Annotated in this window: 14 protein-coding genes; 4 read left to right on the top strand and 10 right to left on the bottom strand. The window is 61.9% G+C overall.

Annotated elements, in window-relative coordinates:
* Nucleotides 1-262 precede the first annotated feature (262 nt).
* The 3 genes from clpB to rluD form a co-directional block, all read right to left on the bottom strand.
* Complete coding sequence (gene clpB, locus AD659_RS22865) at nucleotides 263-2,827, bottom strand: ATP-dependent chaperone ClpB (protein WP_053125348.1); 2,565 nt, start codon at nucleotides 2,825-2,827, stop codon at nucleotides 263-265.
* 130 nt (nucleotides 2,828-2,957) lie between these two features.
* Nucleotides 2,958-3,683 (bottom strand): peptidoglycan editing factor PgeF, encoded by a 726-nt coding sequence (pgeF, locus tag AD659_RS22870; protein ID WP_053125350.1) that lies wholly within the window; start codon nucleotides 3,681-3,683, stop codon nucleotides 2,958-2,960.
* A complete protein-coding gene (gene rluD / locus AD659_RS22875) occupies nucleotides 3,680-4,642 on the bottom strand; it encodes a 23S rRNA pseudouridine(1911/1915/1917) synthase RluD (protein WP_003205696.1) in 963 nt (320 codons plus the stop codon). The genes pgeF and rluD overlap by 4 nt, the downstream gene beginning before the upstream one ends.
* 150 nt (nucleotides 4,643-4,792) lie before the next feature.
* Between rluD and AD659_RS22880 the strand changes: the two genes are divergently transcribed.
* The 4 genes from AD659_RS22880 (at nucleotide 4,793) to AD659_RS22895 (ending at nucleotide 9,089) form a co-directional block, all read left to right on the top strand.
* Nucleotides 4,793-5,809 (top strand): outer membrane protein assembly factor BamD, encoded by a 1,017-nt coding sequence (locus tag AD659_RS22880; protein WP_053125352.1) that lies wholly within the window; start codon nucleotides 4,793-4,795, stop codon nucleotides 5,807-5,809.
* 124 nt (nucleotides 5,810-5,933) lie between these two features.
* Nucleotides 5,934-6,167: a PP0621 family protein gene (locus AD659_RS22885; protein WP_053125354.1), complete on the top strand. Its 234-nt coding sequence runs from the start codon at nucleotides 5,934-5,936 to the stop codon at nucleotides 6,165-6,167.
* Nucleotides 6,157-7,746 carry a two-component system sensor histidine kinase NtrB gene (locus tag AD659_RS22890; RefSeq protein WP_053125356.1) on the top strand — a complete coding sequence of 530 codons (1,590 nt, stop codon included), beginning with the start codon at nucleotides 6,157-6,159 and terminating at the stop codon, nucleotides 7,744-7,746. Before AD659_RS22885 ends, AD659_RS22890 begins: the two co-directional genes overlap by 11 nt.
* On the top strand, nucleotides 7,743-9,089 hold the full coding sequence (locus tag AD659_RS22895; protein ID WP_053125358.1) for a sigma-54-dependent transcriptional regulator: 1,347 nt from the start codon (nucleotides 7,743-7,745) through the stop codon (nucleotides 9,087-9,089). The genes AD659_RS22890 and AD659_RS22895 overlap by 4 nt, the downstream gene beginning before the upstream one ends.
* A gap of 1,378 nt (nucleotides 9,090-10,467) precedes the next feature.
* Here AD659_RS22895 and thiO read toward each other — a convergent pair.
* From thiO to AD659_RS22930, 7 genes are read right to left on the bottom strand one after another with little or no spacing between them, the layout of a single operon-like run.
* A complete protein-coding gene (thiO, locus tag AD659_RS22900; RefSeq protein ID WP_053125359.1) occupies nucleotides 10,468-11,568 on the bottom strand; it encodes a glycine oxidase ThiO in 1,101 nt (366 codons plus the stop codon).
* A 57-nt stretch (nucleotides 11,569-11,625) separates the two neighbouring features.
* Nucleotides 11,626-12,027, bottom strand: a complete 402-nt coding sequence (locus AD659_RS22905; RefSeq protein WP_053125360.1) for a type IV pilin protein — start codon at nucleotides 12,025-12,027, stop codon at nucleotides 11,626-11,628.
* A gap of 11 nt (nucleotides 12,028-12,038) precedes the next feature.
* The gene (locus AD659_RS22910; protein ID WP_053125362.1) at nucleotides 12,039-15,146 is read right to left on the bottom strand and encodes a pilus assembly protein; all 3,108 of its coding nucleotides are present in this window, start codon (nucleotides 15,144-15,146) and stop codon (nucleotides 12,039-12,041) included.
* Entirely contained in the window at nucleotides 15,133-15,612 is a 480-nt protein-coding gene (locus AD659_RS22915) for a pilus assembly PilX family protein (RefSeq protein WP_408003328.1), read from the bottom strand. The genes AD659_RS22910 and AD659_RS22915 overlap by 14 nt, the downstream gene beginning before the upstream one ends.
* A gap of 5 nt (nucleotides 15,613-15,617) precedes the next feature.
* Complete coding sequence (locus AD659_RS22920) at nucleotides 15,618-16,334, bottom strand: PilW family protein (protein ID WP_053125363.1); 717 nt, start codon at nucleotides 16,332-16,334, stop codon at nucleotides 15,618-15,620.
* A complete protein-coding gene (pilV, locus tag AD659_RS22925) occupies nucleotides 16,331-16,792 on the bottom strand; it encodes a type IV pilus modification protein PilV (RefSeq protein WP_053125364.1) in 462 nt (153 codons plus the stop codon). The genes AD659_RS22920 and pilV overlap by 4 nt, the downstream gene beginning before the upstream one ends.
* Nucleotides 16,789-17,262 (bottom strand): GspH/FimT family pseudopilin, encoded by a 474-nt coding sequence (locus tag AD659_RS22930; protein ID WP_053125365.1) that lies wholly within the window; start codon nucleotides 17,260-17,262, stop codon nucleotides 16,789-16,791. The genes pilV and AD659_RS22930 overlap by 4 nt, the downstream gene beginning before the upstream one ends.
* Nucleotide 17,263 lies beyond the last annotated feature (1 nt).

Here is a 17,263-nt window from a genome sequence, read left to right on the forward strand (position 1 = left end):
CTGCGGGGCGCACTTTACAAGCCTTTTCCTTTGAGTTCAACGGCCTGATGAAAAAATGCCCTCGCAAAGTGAACACACCTCGTAGGAGCTGCCGAAGGCTGCGATCTTCTGATCTGTCGCTTGAGACTCAAGTGCCTGGGGGGAAAGATCGCAGCCTCGTTGCACTCGACAGCTCCTACACAGCTCCTACACAGCTCGTACACAGCTCTTGCGGCGCGCTCCAGCGCGAGAGGCTCTCGCTACAAAAGCCCAGTCAATCGGCTCAGTTGAAGACGATTTCGTCGTTCTCCACCGTACCGGTCACGGTTTCGCCCGGCATGAAGCGACCCGACAGGATCAGCTGCGCCAGCGGGTTTTCGATCCAGCGCTGGATCGCTCGTTTGAGCGGCCGTGCGCCATAGACCGGGTCGTAACCCACCGCGATCAGCTTGTCCAACGCCTCGTCGCTCAATTGCAGTTTCAGCTCGCGCTCGGTCAGGCGGCTGCGCAGGCGACCCAACTGGATCTCGGTAATGCCGGCGATCTGATCCCGGGCCAACGGCTCGAAGATCACCACTTCGTCGACACGGTTGATGAACTCCGGCCGGAAATGAGTAGAGATCGCGTCCATCACCGCCGCGCGCTGTGCCTCGCGGTCGCCCACCAGCTCCTGGATCTGCGTAGAGCCCAGGTTGGAGGTCATCACGATCACCGTGTTGCGGAAGTCCACCGTGCGCCCGTGGCTGTCGGTCAGGCGACCATCCTCCAGCACTTGCAGCAGGATGTTGAACACATCCGGGTGCGCCTTCTCGACCTCATCGAGCAGGATCACCGAGTACGGCTTGCGCCGCACAGCCTCGGTCAGGTAACCCCCCTCTTCATAACCGACATAGCCCGGTGGCGCACCGATCAGCCGGGCCACGGAATGCTTCTCCATGAACTCGGACATGTCGATGCGCACCATGGCCTCTTCCGTGTCGAAGAGGAACTCGGCCAGTGCCTTGCACAGCTCGGTTTTACCGACACCGGTCGGGCCGAGGAACATGAACGAGCCGCTCGGACGGTTAGGGTCCGACAACCCGGCGCGAGAACGGCGCACGGCGTTGGACACCGCCACCACCGCTTCTTCCTGGCCAATCACGCGCTGGTGCAGCAGGCTTTCCATCTTCAGCAGCTTATCGCGCTCGCCTTCAAGCATCTTCGAGACGGGAATGCCGGTCCACTTGGACACCACTTCAGCGATCTCTTCCTCGGTGACCTTGCTGCGCAGCAACTGGTTTTCGCTCTTGCCGTGCTGGTCGACCATCTGCAGGCTGCGCTCCAGGTCAGGGATCACCCCGTACTGCAACTCGGCCATGCGATTAAGGTCGCCTTTGCGGCGAGCCGCTTCCAGCTCCTGGCGGGACTGTTCGATCTTTTGCTGGATCTGCGCCGAGCCCTGGACTTCGGCCTTCTCCGAATTCCAGATTTCCTCGAGATCGGAATACTCACGCTCGTGACGCACGATTTCTTCCTGCAACCTTTCCAGACGTTTCTTCGCCGCCTCGTCGCTTTCTTTCTTCAGGGCCTGGGACTCGACCTTGAGTTGAATCAGGCGCCGCTCCAACCGATCCAGCACTTCGGGCTTGGAGTCGATTTCCATGCGGATGCGGCTGGCCGCTTCGTCGATCAGGTCGATGGCCTTGTCCGGCAATTGACGGTCGGTGATGTAGCGGTGGCTGAGCTTGGCCGCGGCGATGATCGCGCCGTCGGTGATCGCCACCTTGTGGTGAACTTCGTAGCGTTCTTTAAGGCCGCGCAGGATGGCGATGGTGTCTTCTTCGCTCGGTTCCTCCACCAGCACTTTCTGGAAACGCCGCTCCAGCGCCGCGTCCTTCTCTATATATTGGCGGTACTCGTTGAGCGTGGTCGCGCCAACGCAGTGCAACTCGCCCCGGGCCAACGCCGGCTTGAGCATGTTGCCGGCGTCCATCGAACCTTCGCCCTTGCCCGCACCGACCATGGTGTGCAGTTCGTCGATGAACAGGATGATCTGCCCTTCCTGCTTGGACAGTTCATTGAGCAAAGCCTTGAGCCGCTCTTCGAATTCGCCGCGGTATTTGGCACCGGCGATCAGGGCCCCCATGTCCAGGGACAACAAGCGCTTGCCCTTGAGGCCGTCCGGCACTTCGCCGTTGATGATGCGCTGGGCCAGGCCCTCGGCGATGGCGGTTTTACCCACGCCAGGCTCACCGATCAGCACCGGGTTGTTCTTGGTCCGGCGTTGCAGCACCTGGATCGTGCGGCGGATCTCATCGTCGCGACCGATCACCGGGTCGAGCTTGCCTTCCTCGGCGCGCTTGGTCAGGTCGACGGTGTATTTGTCCAGCGCCTGGCGCGACTCCTCGTGGTTGGCGTCGTTCACTGCTTCGCCGCCACGCAGGTTGTTGATGGCATTTTCCAGGGCTTTCTTGCTCACGCCTTGACCGAGCAGCAACTTGCCGAGCTTGCTGTTCTCGTCCATGGCGGCGAGCAGCACCAGCTCGCTGGAAATGAACTGGTCGCCCTTCTGCTGGGCCAGGCGGTCGGCCTGGTTGAGCAGGCGCGCCAGGTCCTGGGACATGTTCACGTCACCGGTCGGATTCTGGATCTTGGGTAACTGGTCGAGTTCTTTCGCCAGTTCTTTGCGCAGGCTGTTGACGTCAAAGCCGACCTGCATCAGCAGGGGCTTGATGGAGCCGCCCTGCTGCTCGAGCATGGCCTGCATCAAATGCGCCGGTTCGATACCGGGATGGTCCAGGCCGACGGCCAGGGACTGGGCATCGGACAGGGCCAATTGCAGTTTGCTGGTTAAACGATCGATACGCATGGGTCACCTTCCTAATGAGCAGGCCGGACCTAGAAAACATCCTGAATGAAGAAACCTGCCAGATACCGTTATAGATGTGGTCGATTCTGGAAGATTCAAGCCGCGCGCCCTTGATGCAGATCAGAGAAGTCTAGCGTTCGATCCAGATCAGCGAAGCGAAGCGGCCGGTGCGTGGATTGCGCCGGTAGGAAAAGAAACGTGAATCGGTCACGGTACAGAAACCGCCGCCGTAGACAGCCGTGACACCCCGCGCGGCCAGGCGCAGCCGTGCCAACGCGTAGATATCGGCCAGGAATTTGCCGGCGTTGGGGCTCGCGGCGAAGGCTTGTGCCGCTTCTGGTAGTTGCGCGATGAAGGCTTCGCGCACTTCCGGCCCGACTTCGAAGGCTTGCGGGCCAATGGCCGGGCCGAGCCAGGCCAGGACTTCATCCGCGGGCACCGCAAGGCTGTCGAGGGTGGCTTCCAGCACACCGTTCGCCAGCCCGCGCCAACCGGCATGGGCCGCCGCGACGCGGGTGCCGGCACGGTTGCAGAACAATACGGGCAGGCAATCGGCGGTCATCGCCGTGCAGGCGATACCCGGCGTGGCGGTCCAGCTGGCATCGGCGGTCATCACCCGGGCCGGGTCAGCCTCGACCACGGCAATGCCGTGGACCTGCTGCAGCCAGGCCGGGGTGATGGCGAATGGATCGGTGAGGCGACGGCGATTTTCGGCGACAGCCATGGGGTCGTCGCCGACATGGTCGCCGAGGTTGAGGCTGTCGAACGGCGCCAGGCTGACGCCGCCCTCGCGGGTGGTGACGCAGGCCTTGACCCGGGCCGGCGCGGGCCAGTCGGGTTTCAGCCAGTCACTCATCCGATGAACGCCTCGCGGTCCTGCTTGAGCAACGTCAGCAGCCAGACGAAATCATCCGGCAACGGCGATTCCCAGCTCATGCGCTTGCCGGTCGTCGGGTGATCCAGTTCCAGGAAACGCGCGTGCAGCGCCTGGCGCGGGAAGTTCTTCAGCGATTCGACCATGGTCTGGCTGGCGGCTGGCGGAATGCGGAAACGACCGCCGTAGGCCGGGTCCCCCACCAACGGGAAGTTGATGTGGGCCATGTGCACACGGATCTGGTGGGTGCGGCCGGTTTCCAGCTTGACCCGCACGTGCGTGTGGGAACGGAAACGCTCCAGCACGCGGTAATGACTGACCGCCTGCTTGCCGCCTTCCATCACCGCCATGCGCTGGCGCTGCTGGCCGTGGCGACCGATCGGGGCGTTGATCTTGCCACCGGCGGTGACCACACCGATCACGATGCATTCATAGATGCGGCTGACACTGCGGCTTTGCAGCTGTGTGACCAGCTGTGTCTGCGCCTGGATGGTCTTGGCCACCACCATCAGGCCGGTGGTGTCCTTGTCCAGGCGATGCACGATGCCGGCACGGGGCACATTGATGATGTCCGGTACGTGGTGCAGCAAGGCGTTGAGCAGCGTGCCGTCGGCATGACCGGCCGCCGGGTGCACCACCAGGCCCGCAGGCTTGTTGATCACCAGGATGTCATCGTCTTCATAGACGATGTCCAGGGCAATGTCCTGGGCGACCCATTCTCCCTGGGCCTCCTGCTCGGCAGTCAGTTCGAGGATGGCACCGCCATGGACGATGTCGCGCGGACGAATCACCGCCCCATCCACAGTCAGGCGGCCGTCCTTGATCCAGGCGGAAAGGCGCGAGCGAGAGTGCTCGGCAAAGAGTTGTGCGGCGACTTGATCGAGGCGTTGGCCGCCCAATTCGGACGGCACCTCTGCGCGAAGTTCTATTTTATCGGACATGCTCGGACTGGGCGTCGGCACAGCCTTTGGTTTCGGCTGCGCGCTTGTGGTTAAATACGGCGTCTTTTGCCCCGAGGCTTTCAACGGGGCGCTCATCATAACAGGACGGCCCCGCCCAAGACAGCGGCCGTCATAGGGACGCAAGCCGCCATGCAAGTGAAACACCTGCTGCTGATCGCCATCCTCGCATTGACTGCTGCTTGCTCGTCGAAGGAAGTCGTAGACGAAAACCTGAGCGAAGTCGAACTGTACCAACAGGCGCAGAACGACCTGGATAACAACAGCTATACCAGCGCCACCGCCAAGCTGAAGGCGCTGGAGTCGCGGTATCCGTTCGGTCGTTACGCCGATCAGGCCCAATTGGAGCTGATCTACACCAACTACAAGAACGCCGAGCCGGAGGCCGCCAAGTCCGCCGCCGAGCGCTTCATTCGCCTGCACCCGCAGCACCCGAACGTCGATTACGCCTATTACCTCAAGGGCCTGACCTCCTTCGACCAGGACGTCGGCCTGCTGGCGCGCTTCCTGCCGCTGGACATGACCAAGCGTGACCCGGGCGCCGCGCGCGACTCCTACAACGAGTTCGCCCAGCTGACCAGCCGCTTCCCCAACAGCCGTTATTCGCCTGATGCCAAGCAGCGCATGATCTACCTGCGCAACCTGCTGGCGTCCTACGAAATCCACGTGGCCGACTACTACCTGACCCGTCAGGCCTACGTCGCCGCCGCCAACCGTGGCCGCTACGTGGTGGAAAACTTCCAGGAAACCCCTTCGGTGGGTGATGGCCTGGCCGTGATGACCGAAGCCTACCAGCGCCTGCACCTGGACGATCTGGCGGCCACCAGCCTGGAAACCCTGAAGCTGAACTACCCCGATCACCCTTCGCTGGTCGATGGCCAGTTCACCCCACGGGTCGACGAAGCCGACAACCGTTCGTGGCTGAGCAAGGCGACCCTGGGCCTGATCGAGTCCCGTCCACCGCTGCCGCCGGGCGAAACCCGCGCCAACCAGGACGTACAGCGTCAGTTCCAGGATGCCAAGGAAGCCATCCCGAACGAACTCAAGCCCAAGGACGAAAATGGCGACGTGATCGAGGAAGAAGAGCCCGAGGGCGAGTCCAGCGACCGCTCCTGGTTCAGCTACATGACCTTCGGCCTGTTCGACTGAGCCAAGGCACCTGCAAAAAGGGAGACCCGACGGTCTCCCTTTTTTGTGCCCGGATTTTATTGCGCTGTGCGCCGTTCCTGTCCTTGGCTAAACTGCCTGATCTCTAGCCAAAAAGCTGCCCATCATGCTTCGTTTACTGTTCTGGATCGCTCTGATTGCCGCTGCGGTATGGTTCTGGCGTAAGTTCAAGGGCGCCTCCTCCGCGCCGAACGCTCCGCGGGAGTACGACGCGCCGCCCATGGTCCGTTGCGCCCATTGCGGCGTACACCTGCCCCGTGACCGGGCGCTGGCCCTCGAACAGCAATGGTATTGCAGCCAGGCTCATCTGGAGCAAGGCCCGGGCACTCGTGAGCGCTGAGGCTACAAGCCCGCGCGTCAAACAGGCGCAGCGCCTGCTGCGCCTCTACCACCTGTACCGCCTGAGTATCGGCATCACCCTGGTGCTGCTGATCTCCAGCAACATGGACAACCGCCTGCTGGAGTTCGCCAACGACGACCTGCTGCGCAGTGGCAGCTGGCTGTATCTGGTATTGAATATCCTGCTGGTGGTGTTCCTTGAAAACACCCGCCGCCCTGCCCGGCTGTTTGGCCTGGCCCTGACCGACGTGCTGTTGCTCTCGTGGCTGTTCTTCGCCGCCGGCGGGGCTCCCAGCGCCATTGGCAACCTGCTCATCGTCTCAGTGGCCATTGGCAACACGCTGTTGCGTGGCCGGATCGGTCTGTTGATCGCGGCCGTCGCCACCCTCGGCATCGTCGGTTCGAGTCTATTTCTTGGCCTGAGCGACTCGAACCGGCCCAGCAGCTACTTGCAGGCCGGCACCCTGGGGGCGTTGTGTTTTGCCGCCGCGCTGCTGGTGCAGGGCCTGACCCGACGGCTGGAAGCCAGCGAAACCCTGGCCGAGCAACGGGCCAGCGAAGTGATCAGCCTCGAAGCACTCAATGCGCTGATCCTGCAACGCATGCGCACCGGCATCCTGGTGCTCGACCGGCAACGCCGGGTCCAGCTGGCCAATGAAAGCGCGCTGAACCTGCTGGGCATGCACGATCTGGTCGGCCAACGGATCGACGACGGCTCCACCGCCTTGGTCGAGCGCCTGCAACTGTGGCTGAACAACCCCAGCCTGCGCGCGCAGAGCCTGATCATCAGCGGCACCGGCCTGACCCTGCAACCGAGCTTCATCGCCTTGGGCCACAACGACCAGCATCAGATCCTGGTGTTCCTCGAAGACCTGGCCCAGGTGGCCCAGCACGCCCAACAGCTCAAGCTCGCCTCCCTCGGGCGCCTGACCGCCGGTATCGCCCATGAAATCCGCAACCCCTTGGGCGCCATCAGCCACGCGGCGCAATTGCTGCGCGAATCAGAGGAACTGAACGATGCGGATCGGCGTCTGACGCAGATTATTCAAGATCACTCCCAACGAATGAATCGCGTCATTGAAAACGTCTTGCAGCTGTCTCGCCGCCAGCAAACCACACCCCAGCGCCTCGACCTGCGGACCTGGCTCGACCCATTCGTCCGGCAGGCCCGCGAAAGCATGGCCGAACACCAGCACTTGCACCTGAGCATCGACCCGGGGGACCACACCACGCTTATGGATCCCGACCAGTTGACCCAGGTACTCGACAACCTGCTGCGCAACGCCTGGCGTCACAGCGCAATGGCCCATGAACAGGCCGAGGCCTGGCTGAAACTGTTCATCGACCCACACAGCCAACTGTCGACACTGGACATCATCGACAACGGCCCCGGTGTCACGCCCGAGCAGCAGGCGCATCTGTTCGAACCCTTCTTTACCACCAGCAGCCAGGGCACCGGCCTTGGCCTCTATCTGTCCCGTGAGCTGTGCGAAAGCAACCAGGCCCGCCTAGACTTCAAACCACGCCAAGGCGGCGGCTGCTTTCGCATCACTTTTGCTCACGGACGGAAACAGATTTGAACAATCGCTCACGGCAACGAATCCTGATCGTCGATGACGAACCGGACATCCGCGAACTCCTGGACATCACCCTGGGCCGGATGAAACTCGACACCCGCAGCGCCAAGAACCTTGCCGAGGCCCAAGCCCTGCTGGCGGGGGATGCTTTCGACCTGTGCCTGACCGACATGCGCCTGCCCGATGGCACCGGCCTGGAACTGGTGCAGCACATCCAGCAACGTTATCCACAACTGCCCGTGGCGATGATCACCGCCTACGGCAGCCTGGAAACCGCCATCGACGCCCTCAAGGCCGGCGCCTTCGACTTCCTGACCAAACCGGTCGACCTGGGTCGACTGCGAGAACTGGTCACGAGCGCCCTGCGCCTGCCACCGGTCGCCTCCCCGACCAGTACTATCGAGCGCTGCCTGTTGGGTGATTCGCCGCCGATGCGCAACGTGCGCAAACAGATCGAAAAACTCGCCCGCAGCCAGGCTCCGGTGTACATCAGTGGGGAGTCGGGTTGCGGCAAGGAGCTGGTCGCCCGGTTGATCCACGAACAAGGCCCCCGCGCCAACCAAGGGTTTGTGCCGGTCAATTGTGGGGCGATTCCTACGGAACTGATGGAAAGCGAGTTCTTTGGCCATCGAAAAGGCAGCTTCAGCGGCGCCATCGAAGACAAGCCCGGGCTGTTCCAGGCCGCCCATGGTGGGACCTTGTTCCTCGACGAAGTGGCCGACCTGCCCCTGGCGATGCAGGTCAAGCTGTTACGGGCCATCCAGGAAAAGGCCGTGCGCGCCGTGGGCGGCCAGCAGGAAGAAGTGGTCGATGTGCGAATCCTCTGCGCCACCCACAAGGACCTCGACGCCGAAGTCGCCGCCGGGCGCTTTCGCCAGGATTTGTATTACCGGCTGAACGTCATCGAACTGCGCGTCCCGCCCTTGCGCGAACGCCGCGAAGACATCGAGCCGCTGGCCAACCACATGCTTCAGCGGCTGGCCGCGAGCACCGGAAGCCCTGCGGCAAAGCTCCATCCGCAAGCCTTGGAGGCCCTGCAGAACTACCGTTTCCCGGGCAATGTGCGGGAATTGGAGAACATGCTTGAGCGAGCCTACACCTTGTGCGAACAGCAACTGATCGAGGCCGATGACCTGCGCCTTGCCGATGGCAATAGTGCTGGTGAGGCGGGGACTCCTGATTTGATGCAGGTCGACAACCTGGAGGATTACCTGGAAGATGTTGAGCGCAAGCTCATCCTCCAGGCGTTGGAGGAAACCCGCTGGAACCGCACGGCGGCGGCGCAGCGATTGAAGTTGTCGTTTCGGTCGATGCGGTATCGGTTGAAGAAGTTGGGGCTGGATTGAGCCGCGGTTTCGAATGTGGCGAGGGAGCCTGCTCCCGCTGGGCTGCGAAGCGGCCCCCAACCTGACACCTCGAGGGCGCGTTTGGCGGCTTCATCGAGTTTTTTTGGGTTAAGGCTGGAGTCAGGGGAAGCGTTATTCGTTTCTGTGGGTGATGGAGGTTTGTTACACATTGCGGTACTCCAAAGAGGGAATGGATTACCAAGTTTTCGGGCCGCGACGCCCGGACGCTGAATTGGCAGCGACGGGGAAAGGTTAGCCAGGGTTCTTCCCACTCGGCAACCGCCGGACCTCGTCGGAAAGTTCTTTTGGAATCAGATCTTTGTCCGACCATTCCCACAAAGGCTGGTTGGCTGTTAGGGCGGTGTGTATATCCGTTTCTGCGGTTACGGCTGCTTAGGGTTCCGCCCTGACGGCGGCTCACTTTTGAAAAGCGCAAAAGTAAGCAAAACGCTTTTGCCCCACCACTTGGCACCTCGCCTAGGCTCGGTGTGCCCTCACTCCGGCATTGCTCCGTGGGCCCGCCGCGAAGGGCCATCCATGGCCCAGCGCGGCTAACCCGGCATCCATGCCGGGTTGCCCACTCCACAATGCCTGCGTTCGGCCAGCGTGGTTAACGGGGCGCCGAGATCAACGTCCACCGCGAGGCGGCCTAACAGCCGACCTGATTTAGGGTGATCGCGTTTCTCCTGTGGGAGCGAGCTTGCTCGCGAAGGGGCCGGAGCATTCAACATATTCATCGCCTGTGCCATCGTCTTCGCGAGCAAGCTCGCTCCCACACTGGATCGGGGGACGATCTACAGATTTGCGGCCACTGCAAATCCCTGTGGGAGCGAGCTTGCTCGCGATGGCGGTGGATCAGTTGCATCAGCCTTGGATGTACCGCCGTCTTCGCGAGCAGGCTCGCTCCCACAATGGGATCGGAGTACGACCGGGAGAACCAGGCCGGCTGTCAGGCCGCCTCGCGAGCAAGCTTTGCTCCCACAGATCGGATGGGTGTACGAGCGGGAGAGCCAGGTCGGCTATAAGGCCGCCTCGGCCCGGCTTTTGATCTGGAGGCCCCTTTAACCACGATGGCCGAACGCAGGCATTGTGGAGTGGGCAACCCGGCATGGATGCCGGGTTAGCCGCGCTGGGCCATGGATGGCCCTTCGCGGCGGGCCCACGGAGCAATGCCGGAGTTGAGGGCATGCCGAGCCTAAGCGAGGCACCGAGTGGTGGGGCAAGCCTTTTTTGCTTACTTTTTTTGGCGTTTGAAAAAAAGTGAGCCGCCGTAAGGGCGGAACCCTAAGTAGCCGTTACCGCAGAAATGGATATGTACTCAATCAAACCGCCATCGCGAGCAGGCTCGCTCCCACAATTTGGATCAGAGTATAAAACCTTACAACCGCCCCGCCGGCGCATAAGGCACAGGATCAATCACCGGCTCACGCCCCAACATCAAATCCGTAAACAACTGACACGACGCCGGAGCCAACACCAGCCCATTACGATAATGCCCACAGTTCAACCACAACCCCGCAACCCCCGGCACCTCGCCGATATAGGGAATACCTTCAGGCGACCCAGGCCGCAACCCGGCCCAATGCCCCACCACCTCTGCACTCGCCAGCGCCGGAATCAGCTGCTGCGCCGAAGCCTTCAGGCTCTCCAGCGCAACCTCAGTCGGAGTCTTGTCGAAACCTTCGCGCTCCAGCGTACTGCCAACCAGAATGTGCCCGTCACGACGCGGGATCGCATAACGCCCCTTGGCCAGAACCATGCTCGACAGGAAATCCGACGCGCACTTGTACAGAATCATCTGGCCCTTGACCGGCTCGACCGGCAACTTCAAGCCCAAAGTCTTGAGCAACTCGCCACTCCAGGCGCCGGCGGCCAGCACCACCTCATCGCCAAGAATTTCACCGGCGGAACTGTGCACGCCCACTACACGCCCACCGTCGCGAATGAACCCACTGACTTCGCAATGCTCATGAAGCGTGACATTGGGCAACGCCTGCAACGCCGCCTTGAGGGATTTCACCAGCCGTGGGTTACGCACATTAGCCACGTCAGCCATGTAGATGGCCCGGGAAAAACCCGCACCCAGCACCGGGACCGCATCGTGGACAGCCGAGATATCCACAGCCCGCAGCGGGCGCCCTTCCCGCTTGGCCCAGGCCAGCGCTTCGTCCTGATCGTCCAGGTCCAGCCAGTACAACCCGGTCACATGCACTTGCGGATCGATCCCGGTGGCCGCGAACAAACGCTCGCCCAGCTGTGGATAAAAATCCTGCGACCAATGGGCCAGCGCCGTGACCGCCGGGCTGTAGCGCCAGGGGTACAACGGTGAAACGATGCCGCCGCCGGCCCAGGACGACTCCTGGCCGACATTGGAACGGTCCAGCAGCACCACACGTTGCCCTTCGGACGCCAGATTGAACGCCGTCAGCAGGCCGATGACTCCGCCACCGACAATCACCACTTGCTGTTGCCTGGTCATGTTCTGATTCGACTCACTCAAACAAAGGGCGCAAAAGCGCGCCCGGATAAAAGAAACTCAGCGCCCCCAACAATCCTTGGTGGTCACTCCCGCAGTGGCGTTGAGCATGCTGCGCGCGCCAGTATTGTTGAGGGTGAAGTCACCGCATTTGTCCGTGGCCATGGACGAGCCGCTCTTGCGCACAGCGGTCAGGGTGAAGCTCTGGTCCGCCAGCGTCTGGGTAACCGTGTAGAAATCGTTGCCGCTGCTCAGCCCGGTCGCGTTGGTGTAGACGTTGTTCTTCGAGTAGTGGCGCTCGAGAATCTGCGCCTGCTCGGACAAAAGCCCGGCAATTTCGGCCCGTCGGCCCTTCTTCATGTATTCGGTCAGGCTCGGATAGCCGACGGTGATCACGATACCGATGATCGCGATCACGATCATGATTTCGATCAAGGTGAAACCGCGGTTGGATCTGCGCATGCCTTGCTCCCTCATTGTATTTGCCGCCACATGATACGGCGGCTGCCGCCAACGGTTTTGCCCAGCAGGTCAGTGATACCGCCGCCAGAGTCGTTCACGATCATATTGGTGGCGCCGTTGGCGCTGACCACGGCGCTCAGGGTCGGGATACCGCCCGTGAACACCACACCGGCGGAAATCGTATCGAGGCTGGTGAGCGAGCCGTCATTGTTGGTATCGAGAATCGCGTAGTTGAGCATCTTACCGTTGAACGCATCCAATTCGATCAGTTTGCCGGTACCGAAGCTGGCGCAAGGGTCGGTAGTGTCCACGGCGGCCGTGGTAAAGACCACGCGCCCGAGCACCAGGTTGGCCGGGTTGATGACCCGCTCCCCGGTCAGCGCATTGTTATACACCAGCGGCAGGTACCAACCCTTTTCCGCAGGATACGTCACATCACTCTGGCTGGTGGTCACGAACTGTCCTGTGCTACCGGAAAACACCCCGGTGATCGACTGGGCCTGCAAGCTCGACACGGTGATCTGCCCCGCGCCGCCCGTGGCGTCCCAGATTGAATAGAATGCCTGCAGGTCCTTGTTGAGCTTGTCGGCCGCTTCGTTGAACTTGCCGGTACCGAAAAACACCTGGGTGCCGCCTTGGGGATTGTCTGCCAGCAGCGGCTGCACCGTGATCGGCTGGGTCGCGCCGCCGGGGGCGGTGAACAACGGTTGGCCGGCAAACGCCAGGCCCCATGTGGTGGGTGAGGTGCCGCTGAGGTCGAATTTCCACATCCGTCCCTTCAAGTCGCCACCGTACGCGGCCTGCACCACATTCTGGGAATTGACCCGCAGCTTGACCGACGACAGGCCGTTATCGGTTTCGCTGCCGCTGATGACAATTTTGCGGATCAGCGAACCGTCGCGGATATCCACCACGTACAACGCCGCCACACCACTGTTGCTGCCGTAGCCATTGGCGATGAACGCCGCCCAGCGACCGTCCGCCAGGCGCGCGACTTCGGGACGTGCGTAGGCATAGCCCAGGTCATTGAAGGCGTTGGCTGTGTTGGCGACGGCTGGCGCGCTGATTTCCCACAGCGCCCGAAACGCATTGCCCGCCGCCGCATCGAACAACTGCACCGCGAAGAACGTTTTGCCCCCGGCACCCGTGCCGCCCAGGGCCACCGTCTTCCAGGCGCTTCCCGATTGCACGTCGAACACGCCGACCTGCCCGTCCACCAGGAACTTGTGGCTGACACCGTTGATGTAGTTGATGTCCGCAATGTCCTGCAACGAGGGCAGCACGTTCGAAGGCATGTAGGCGTAAAGCCGCGTGCCGTTTGCGCTGTTTATGACACTGAAGAAACCATCGTTGCCATTCACCACCAGGCTGGTGCTCATGTTCGCCGCCTTGGTCGCCAGGTACGTGCTGTAGCTGGTGTCGTTGAGCAGGTCCGCAGCGGTCTGGTCGTTGGGCGATGCCAGCACCAGCGGCGAGTTGATGATGTCCCCCAGCAGCGCGCTGCGCACCTTCAGGCCAGTCTTGTTGACGCCCTTGCTCCACTCCACCAGGTCATTGCCGGTGATCCCCGTGGGCAGGTTCTGGCTGAGGCTGGTTTGCTGGGCCGGCGAAAAATTGCCGTAGGCCAGGGTCACCGGCACGTTGCTCGCGGTGTTCCAGGACTGATAGATCGGTGCCGTGGCGCCGGGCACGATGGCGGTGTCGGTGGTCCATTGCACCGCTGCCGTGTTGACCGTGCCCGCCGTGGTGAAGCCGAACGCACGGATGGTCCCACGCCAGTCCTTGGGGTCATAGGTGGTCTGGTAGTAGCTGGAGGTGCTGGACAACGTTGCGGCGTTGGTGGTGCCACCTCCCCCGGAACCGGCCTTCGACGTGATGTCGCTCAAGGCCGACGACAGCGCCGAATTCAGGCCTTCGCTGTCGCTCGCCGGATAATACTTGCCCGCCCCGTAACGGGCTGCGTCGGACAACATCTGGTTGGTGACGGCAAATCCTACGGTATAGGTATTGAGATACTGCCGAGGAAAATCCACGCTGTTCCAGCTCTTGCCGGTGGCGTCGGTGCCGGTGGAGCGCATGTCAATGTCGAAGGCGAACTTGGCGATGTCGTCCAGGTAAAGCGTGTCGCCCTCGGCGTTGCCAAAGGGGTCGGCGCCATCGTTGCTGCTGATGCCATCCCAGTTCGGCAGCCGGGAAAGGCCCAGCGGGTCGTTGGTAGGAAACGTCCGGTCATAGGTGGGCAAGCCGTCGGTGACCACCACGCCGAAATTTTTCTGGCAACGGTACTGGATCGGGCTGGTGTAGGTGGTGGGCGTTCCATTGTAATAAGGCGCCATGCCCCTGAAGTAGCGGGTGACTTCGTAATAGCTCTCGGCCAAGGGGGTATTCGCAACCGCGCCCAGTCCATTGATGGCATTGATCAGGGCGCTGTAGTTGGCGTTGGCCTGGGTTTGGGTCACGCTGCCAGTGACCGGCGACAGGTCGCTGATGGCGCGAGCGATGTACCCGCCGGGGCCGGAGTTGCTGCTGTTGGGGGGGTTGAACGTAGCCAGGCCTATGCGCAGGGCGCGGTTGTTGGCGACCAGATCGGTTGAGACATCTCGTGCCACGTTGATTCGGTAGTCGGTGGGAATTGAGCCGGTGGTGAAGTCGCGGCTCGAACCGTTAGCCAGGGTCACTAGATAGGATAAGTACTTAGCTGTGTAGCGAGTATTCTCGCCACCAACCGGGTCTGGTAACCGCAGGCAAACCTGACCGAAGCCAGGTCGGTAGAAGCCATACCAGCCATTTAAACAGCCTCCACGGAACAAACTTGCAAGCAATACGTTTCCGTCATTTGCCAAAAGCGGCTCCCTGTTGCTGTTACTGCAGCTTCTTTCGTCAGTGCATACATCGATCGATGGTTGCGACACATTCGGATCGAACCCCGCCGCCCAGATGATGTTGTTCATGCTCCCCGAGTCATCGATCAGCAGCATCACGTTCGGCGTGACGGCGGCCGCACTCAGCAAGGGCGAGTCCGAAGGCGTGAACCCATAGACCGGGGCCGCCAGGTAAAGGCCGAGCAACGCCCCCCACAACGCCTGCCACAATCGGTGAAGGGCCCTAATATTTGGCATAGATGCTCTCCACCACGCTGCGCTGGTTATTGCCCACCACCGCTACCGCCGTGATCCGGTACAGCGTCGCCGACGTATTGACCGGCACGTTGACCGCCGTGAGCGTCGTGCCGATGTTCTGCACGCCATAAAACCCACCGGCGGCGGCGACCCAGAGCACCCCCGACGACGAGTTGCGCCCCGCGCCCGTCAATGTCGCCGACTCGGCCGGCGGCGCGCACTGGGTCGCGGTGGTGCACACTGGCAATGAATACGTTTCGACCTGCACCGCGCTTTCCCCCACCCTCAACGCCGCCTCGGCAACCTGGAAGGACTGGTTACGCTGCATGACGCTGCTGGTCATTTTTTCCTGGAGGGTGGCGCTCTGCATCGACGACAGGCCAATCAGCGTCAGCAGCAACAGGAAGACCAGGCTGACCAGCAAGGCCATGCCACGCTGGCGATGCACGTGCCCCATCGAAGTCATCTTCTTCATAGCAGCCGGTTGCGCAAGGCGGCAACCACATTGAAGGTCTGCTCGCGCACCGCATTCCTTGGATCAAAGAGCGTCAAGGTGAGGCGCACGCTGCGGATCAGGGCCGGGTCAGCCGGGTTGCTGGTGTAGCTCGACGCCGCGATGTCCGTCGCGCTGCCGGCCACGCCGAACGTCACGTCGAACGCCCGTACGTTGTCCACCAGCACCGACAGGGTCGGCGGATTGCCGGTGCCGCTGCCCAGGAGCAATTGGTTGTTGCTGAAGCTGTAGACCAGTCGACGGATCGGGAAGGCCAACTGCCCCGCCGCCGGTAGCCGTGCGTTGGTATAGGCCGTCGCCGAGGTGCGGCAATCGGAGACGATGGTCCAGGTTGGAGCGCTGCCGCCATTGCCTATGTCGGCGGTGACCAGGGTCAGCCTCCGGTTGGCGTTATCCCAACGGATCGGGGTGATCTGGCTGGCATTGAAATCATTGGCCGTGGAAGCGTCAGTAATGGTCCCCAGGCAGCCGAACATGCCCACCATGCGAAGCTCCTGGACCATTTTGCTCAGGACGAACCGCGCGTCCTCCTGCATCACCGCCGCTGCACTTTGGCTGACGTAGGTGTTCTTGGCGGCGATGAATATCTGCACGACACCCAGCACGACGATCAGGCTGAGCACCAGTGCGATCATCAATTCGATCAGGCCGAAGCCGCGGCTACGCCTGTTCATGGCGGCGTTCCCAGCGGATCGACAGCGACGCGGCTGGTCAGGACAAAGCTGCGCCGCGCCTCGGCCGCGTCGGTAGTGTTGGCGGCCCGGGCGTCATCCCAGGAAATGGTGATGGTGTAGACCCGCTGGTTCAACGCAATGGTGCCGGTGGCCGTGGCGCCGCCAAAGGCAATGATGTTGGTCTTGAAATCATAAAGGTCCTGGTCACGGGTCACGTTGAGGTTCGGCGAGCTGGGCGGCGTGATGGTGTAGTCGGCGCCGGAGTTGGCGCGAATGCGGTCCAGCAGGTCGTAGGCAATGAAGCTGGCCTGGCTGGTCATGCGCGAGCTGTCGGTGTACTTGAGCGCATTGAGCTGGATCATCGCCGCCCCCAGCAAGCCGACGCCGAGAATCAGCACTGCCACCAGCACCTCGATCAACGTCATGCCCCGCTGTGTCCTTTTACTGCAACCCTTCATCCGCAACTTCCACCCGATACGATTCGTCCATTGAGGCAAACACTCAGCGTCCTGCTCTGCGCCCCTCTTACGTAATTGAAGCTCACCGGCGTGGCCGGCGCCGATAACCCACCGAGGTTGTTGAAATCGATGTTGTTCACCTCTGAGGTTAGCGTCAGAGTCGCGCCACTGCTCATCGCTGGAACAACCCGCAATACATTGGCCGGCGAGCCAGTGCCGTCATATACCGTCAATTCGCTGCTCCAGGCGCTGCCCTCGGCCGTGGGGCGGATGCGCGTGGTGACACCGCGGTCGATCGCCGCCATCCGCGCAAAGTTCAGCGCCCGGCGCAAGTCGTCGATATCGGTGTCGGCCTTGGTGCTTTGCAGCGAGCCGGTAAATGACGGTACCGCCATGGTAATCAGGATCAGCAGCACGCCGAGGGCCACCAGCACCTCGATCAGCGTGAAACCTTTTGTACGAAGATCCATC

Origin of the sequence: Pseudomonas thivervalensis (assembly GCF_001269655.1) — a bacterium.
Classification (GTDB): domain Bacteria; phylum Pseudomonadota; class Gammaproteobacteria; order Pseudomonadales; family Pseudomonadaceae; genus Aquipseudomonas; species Aquipseudomonas thivervalensis.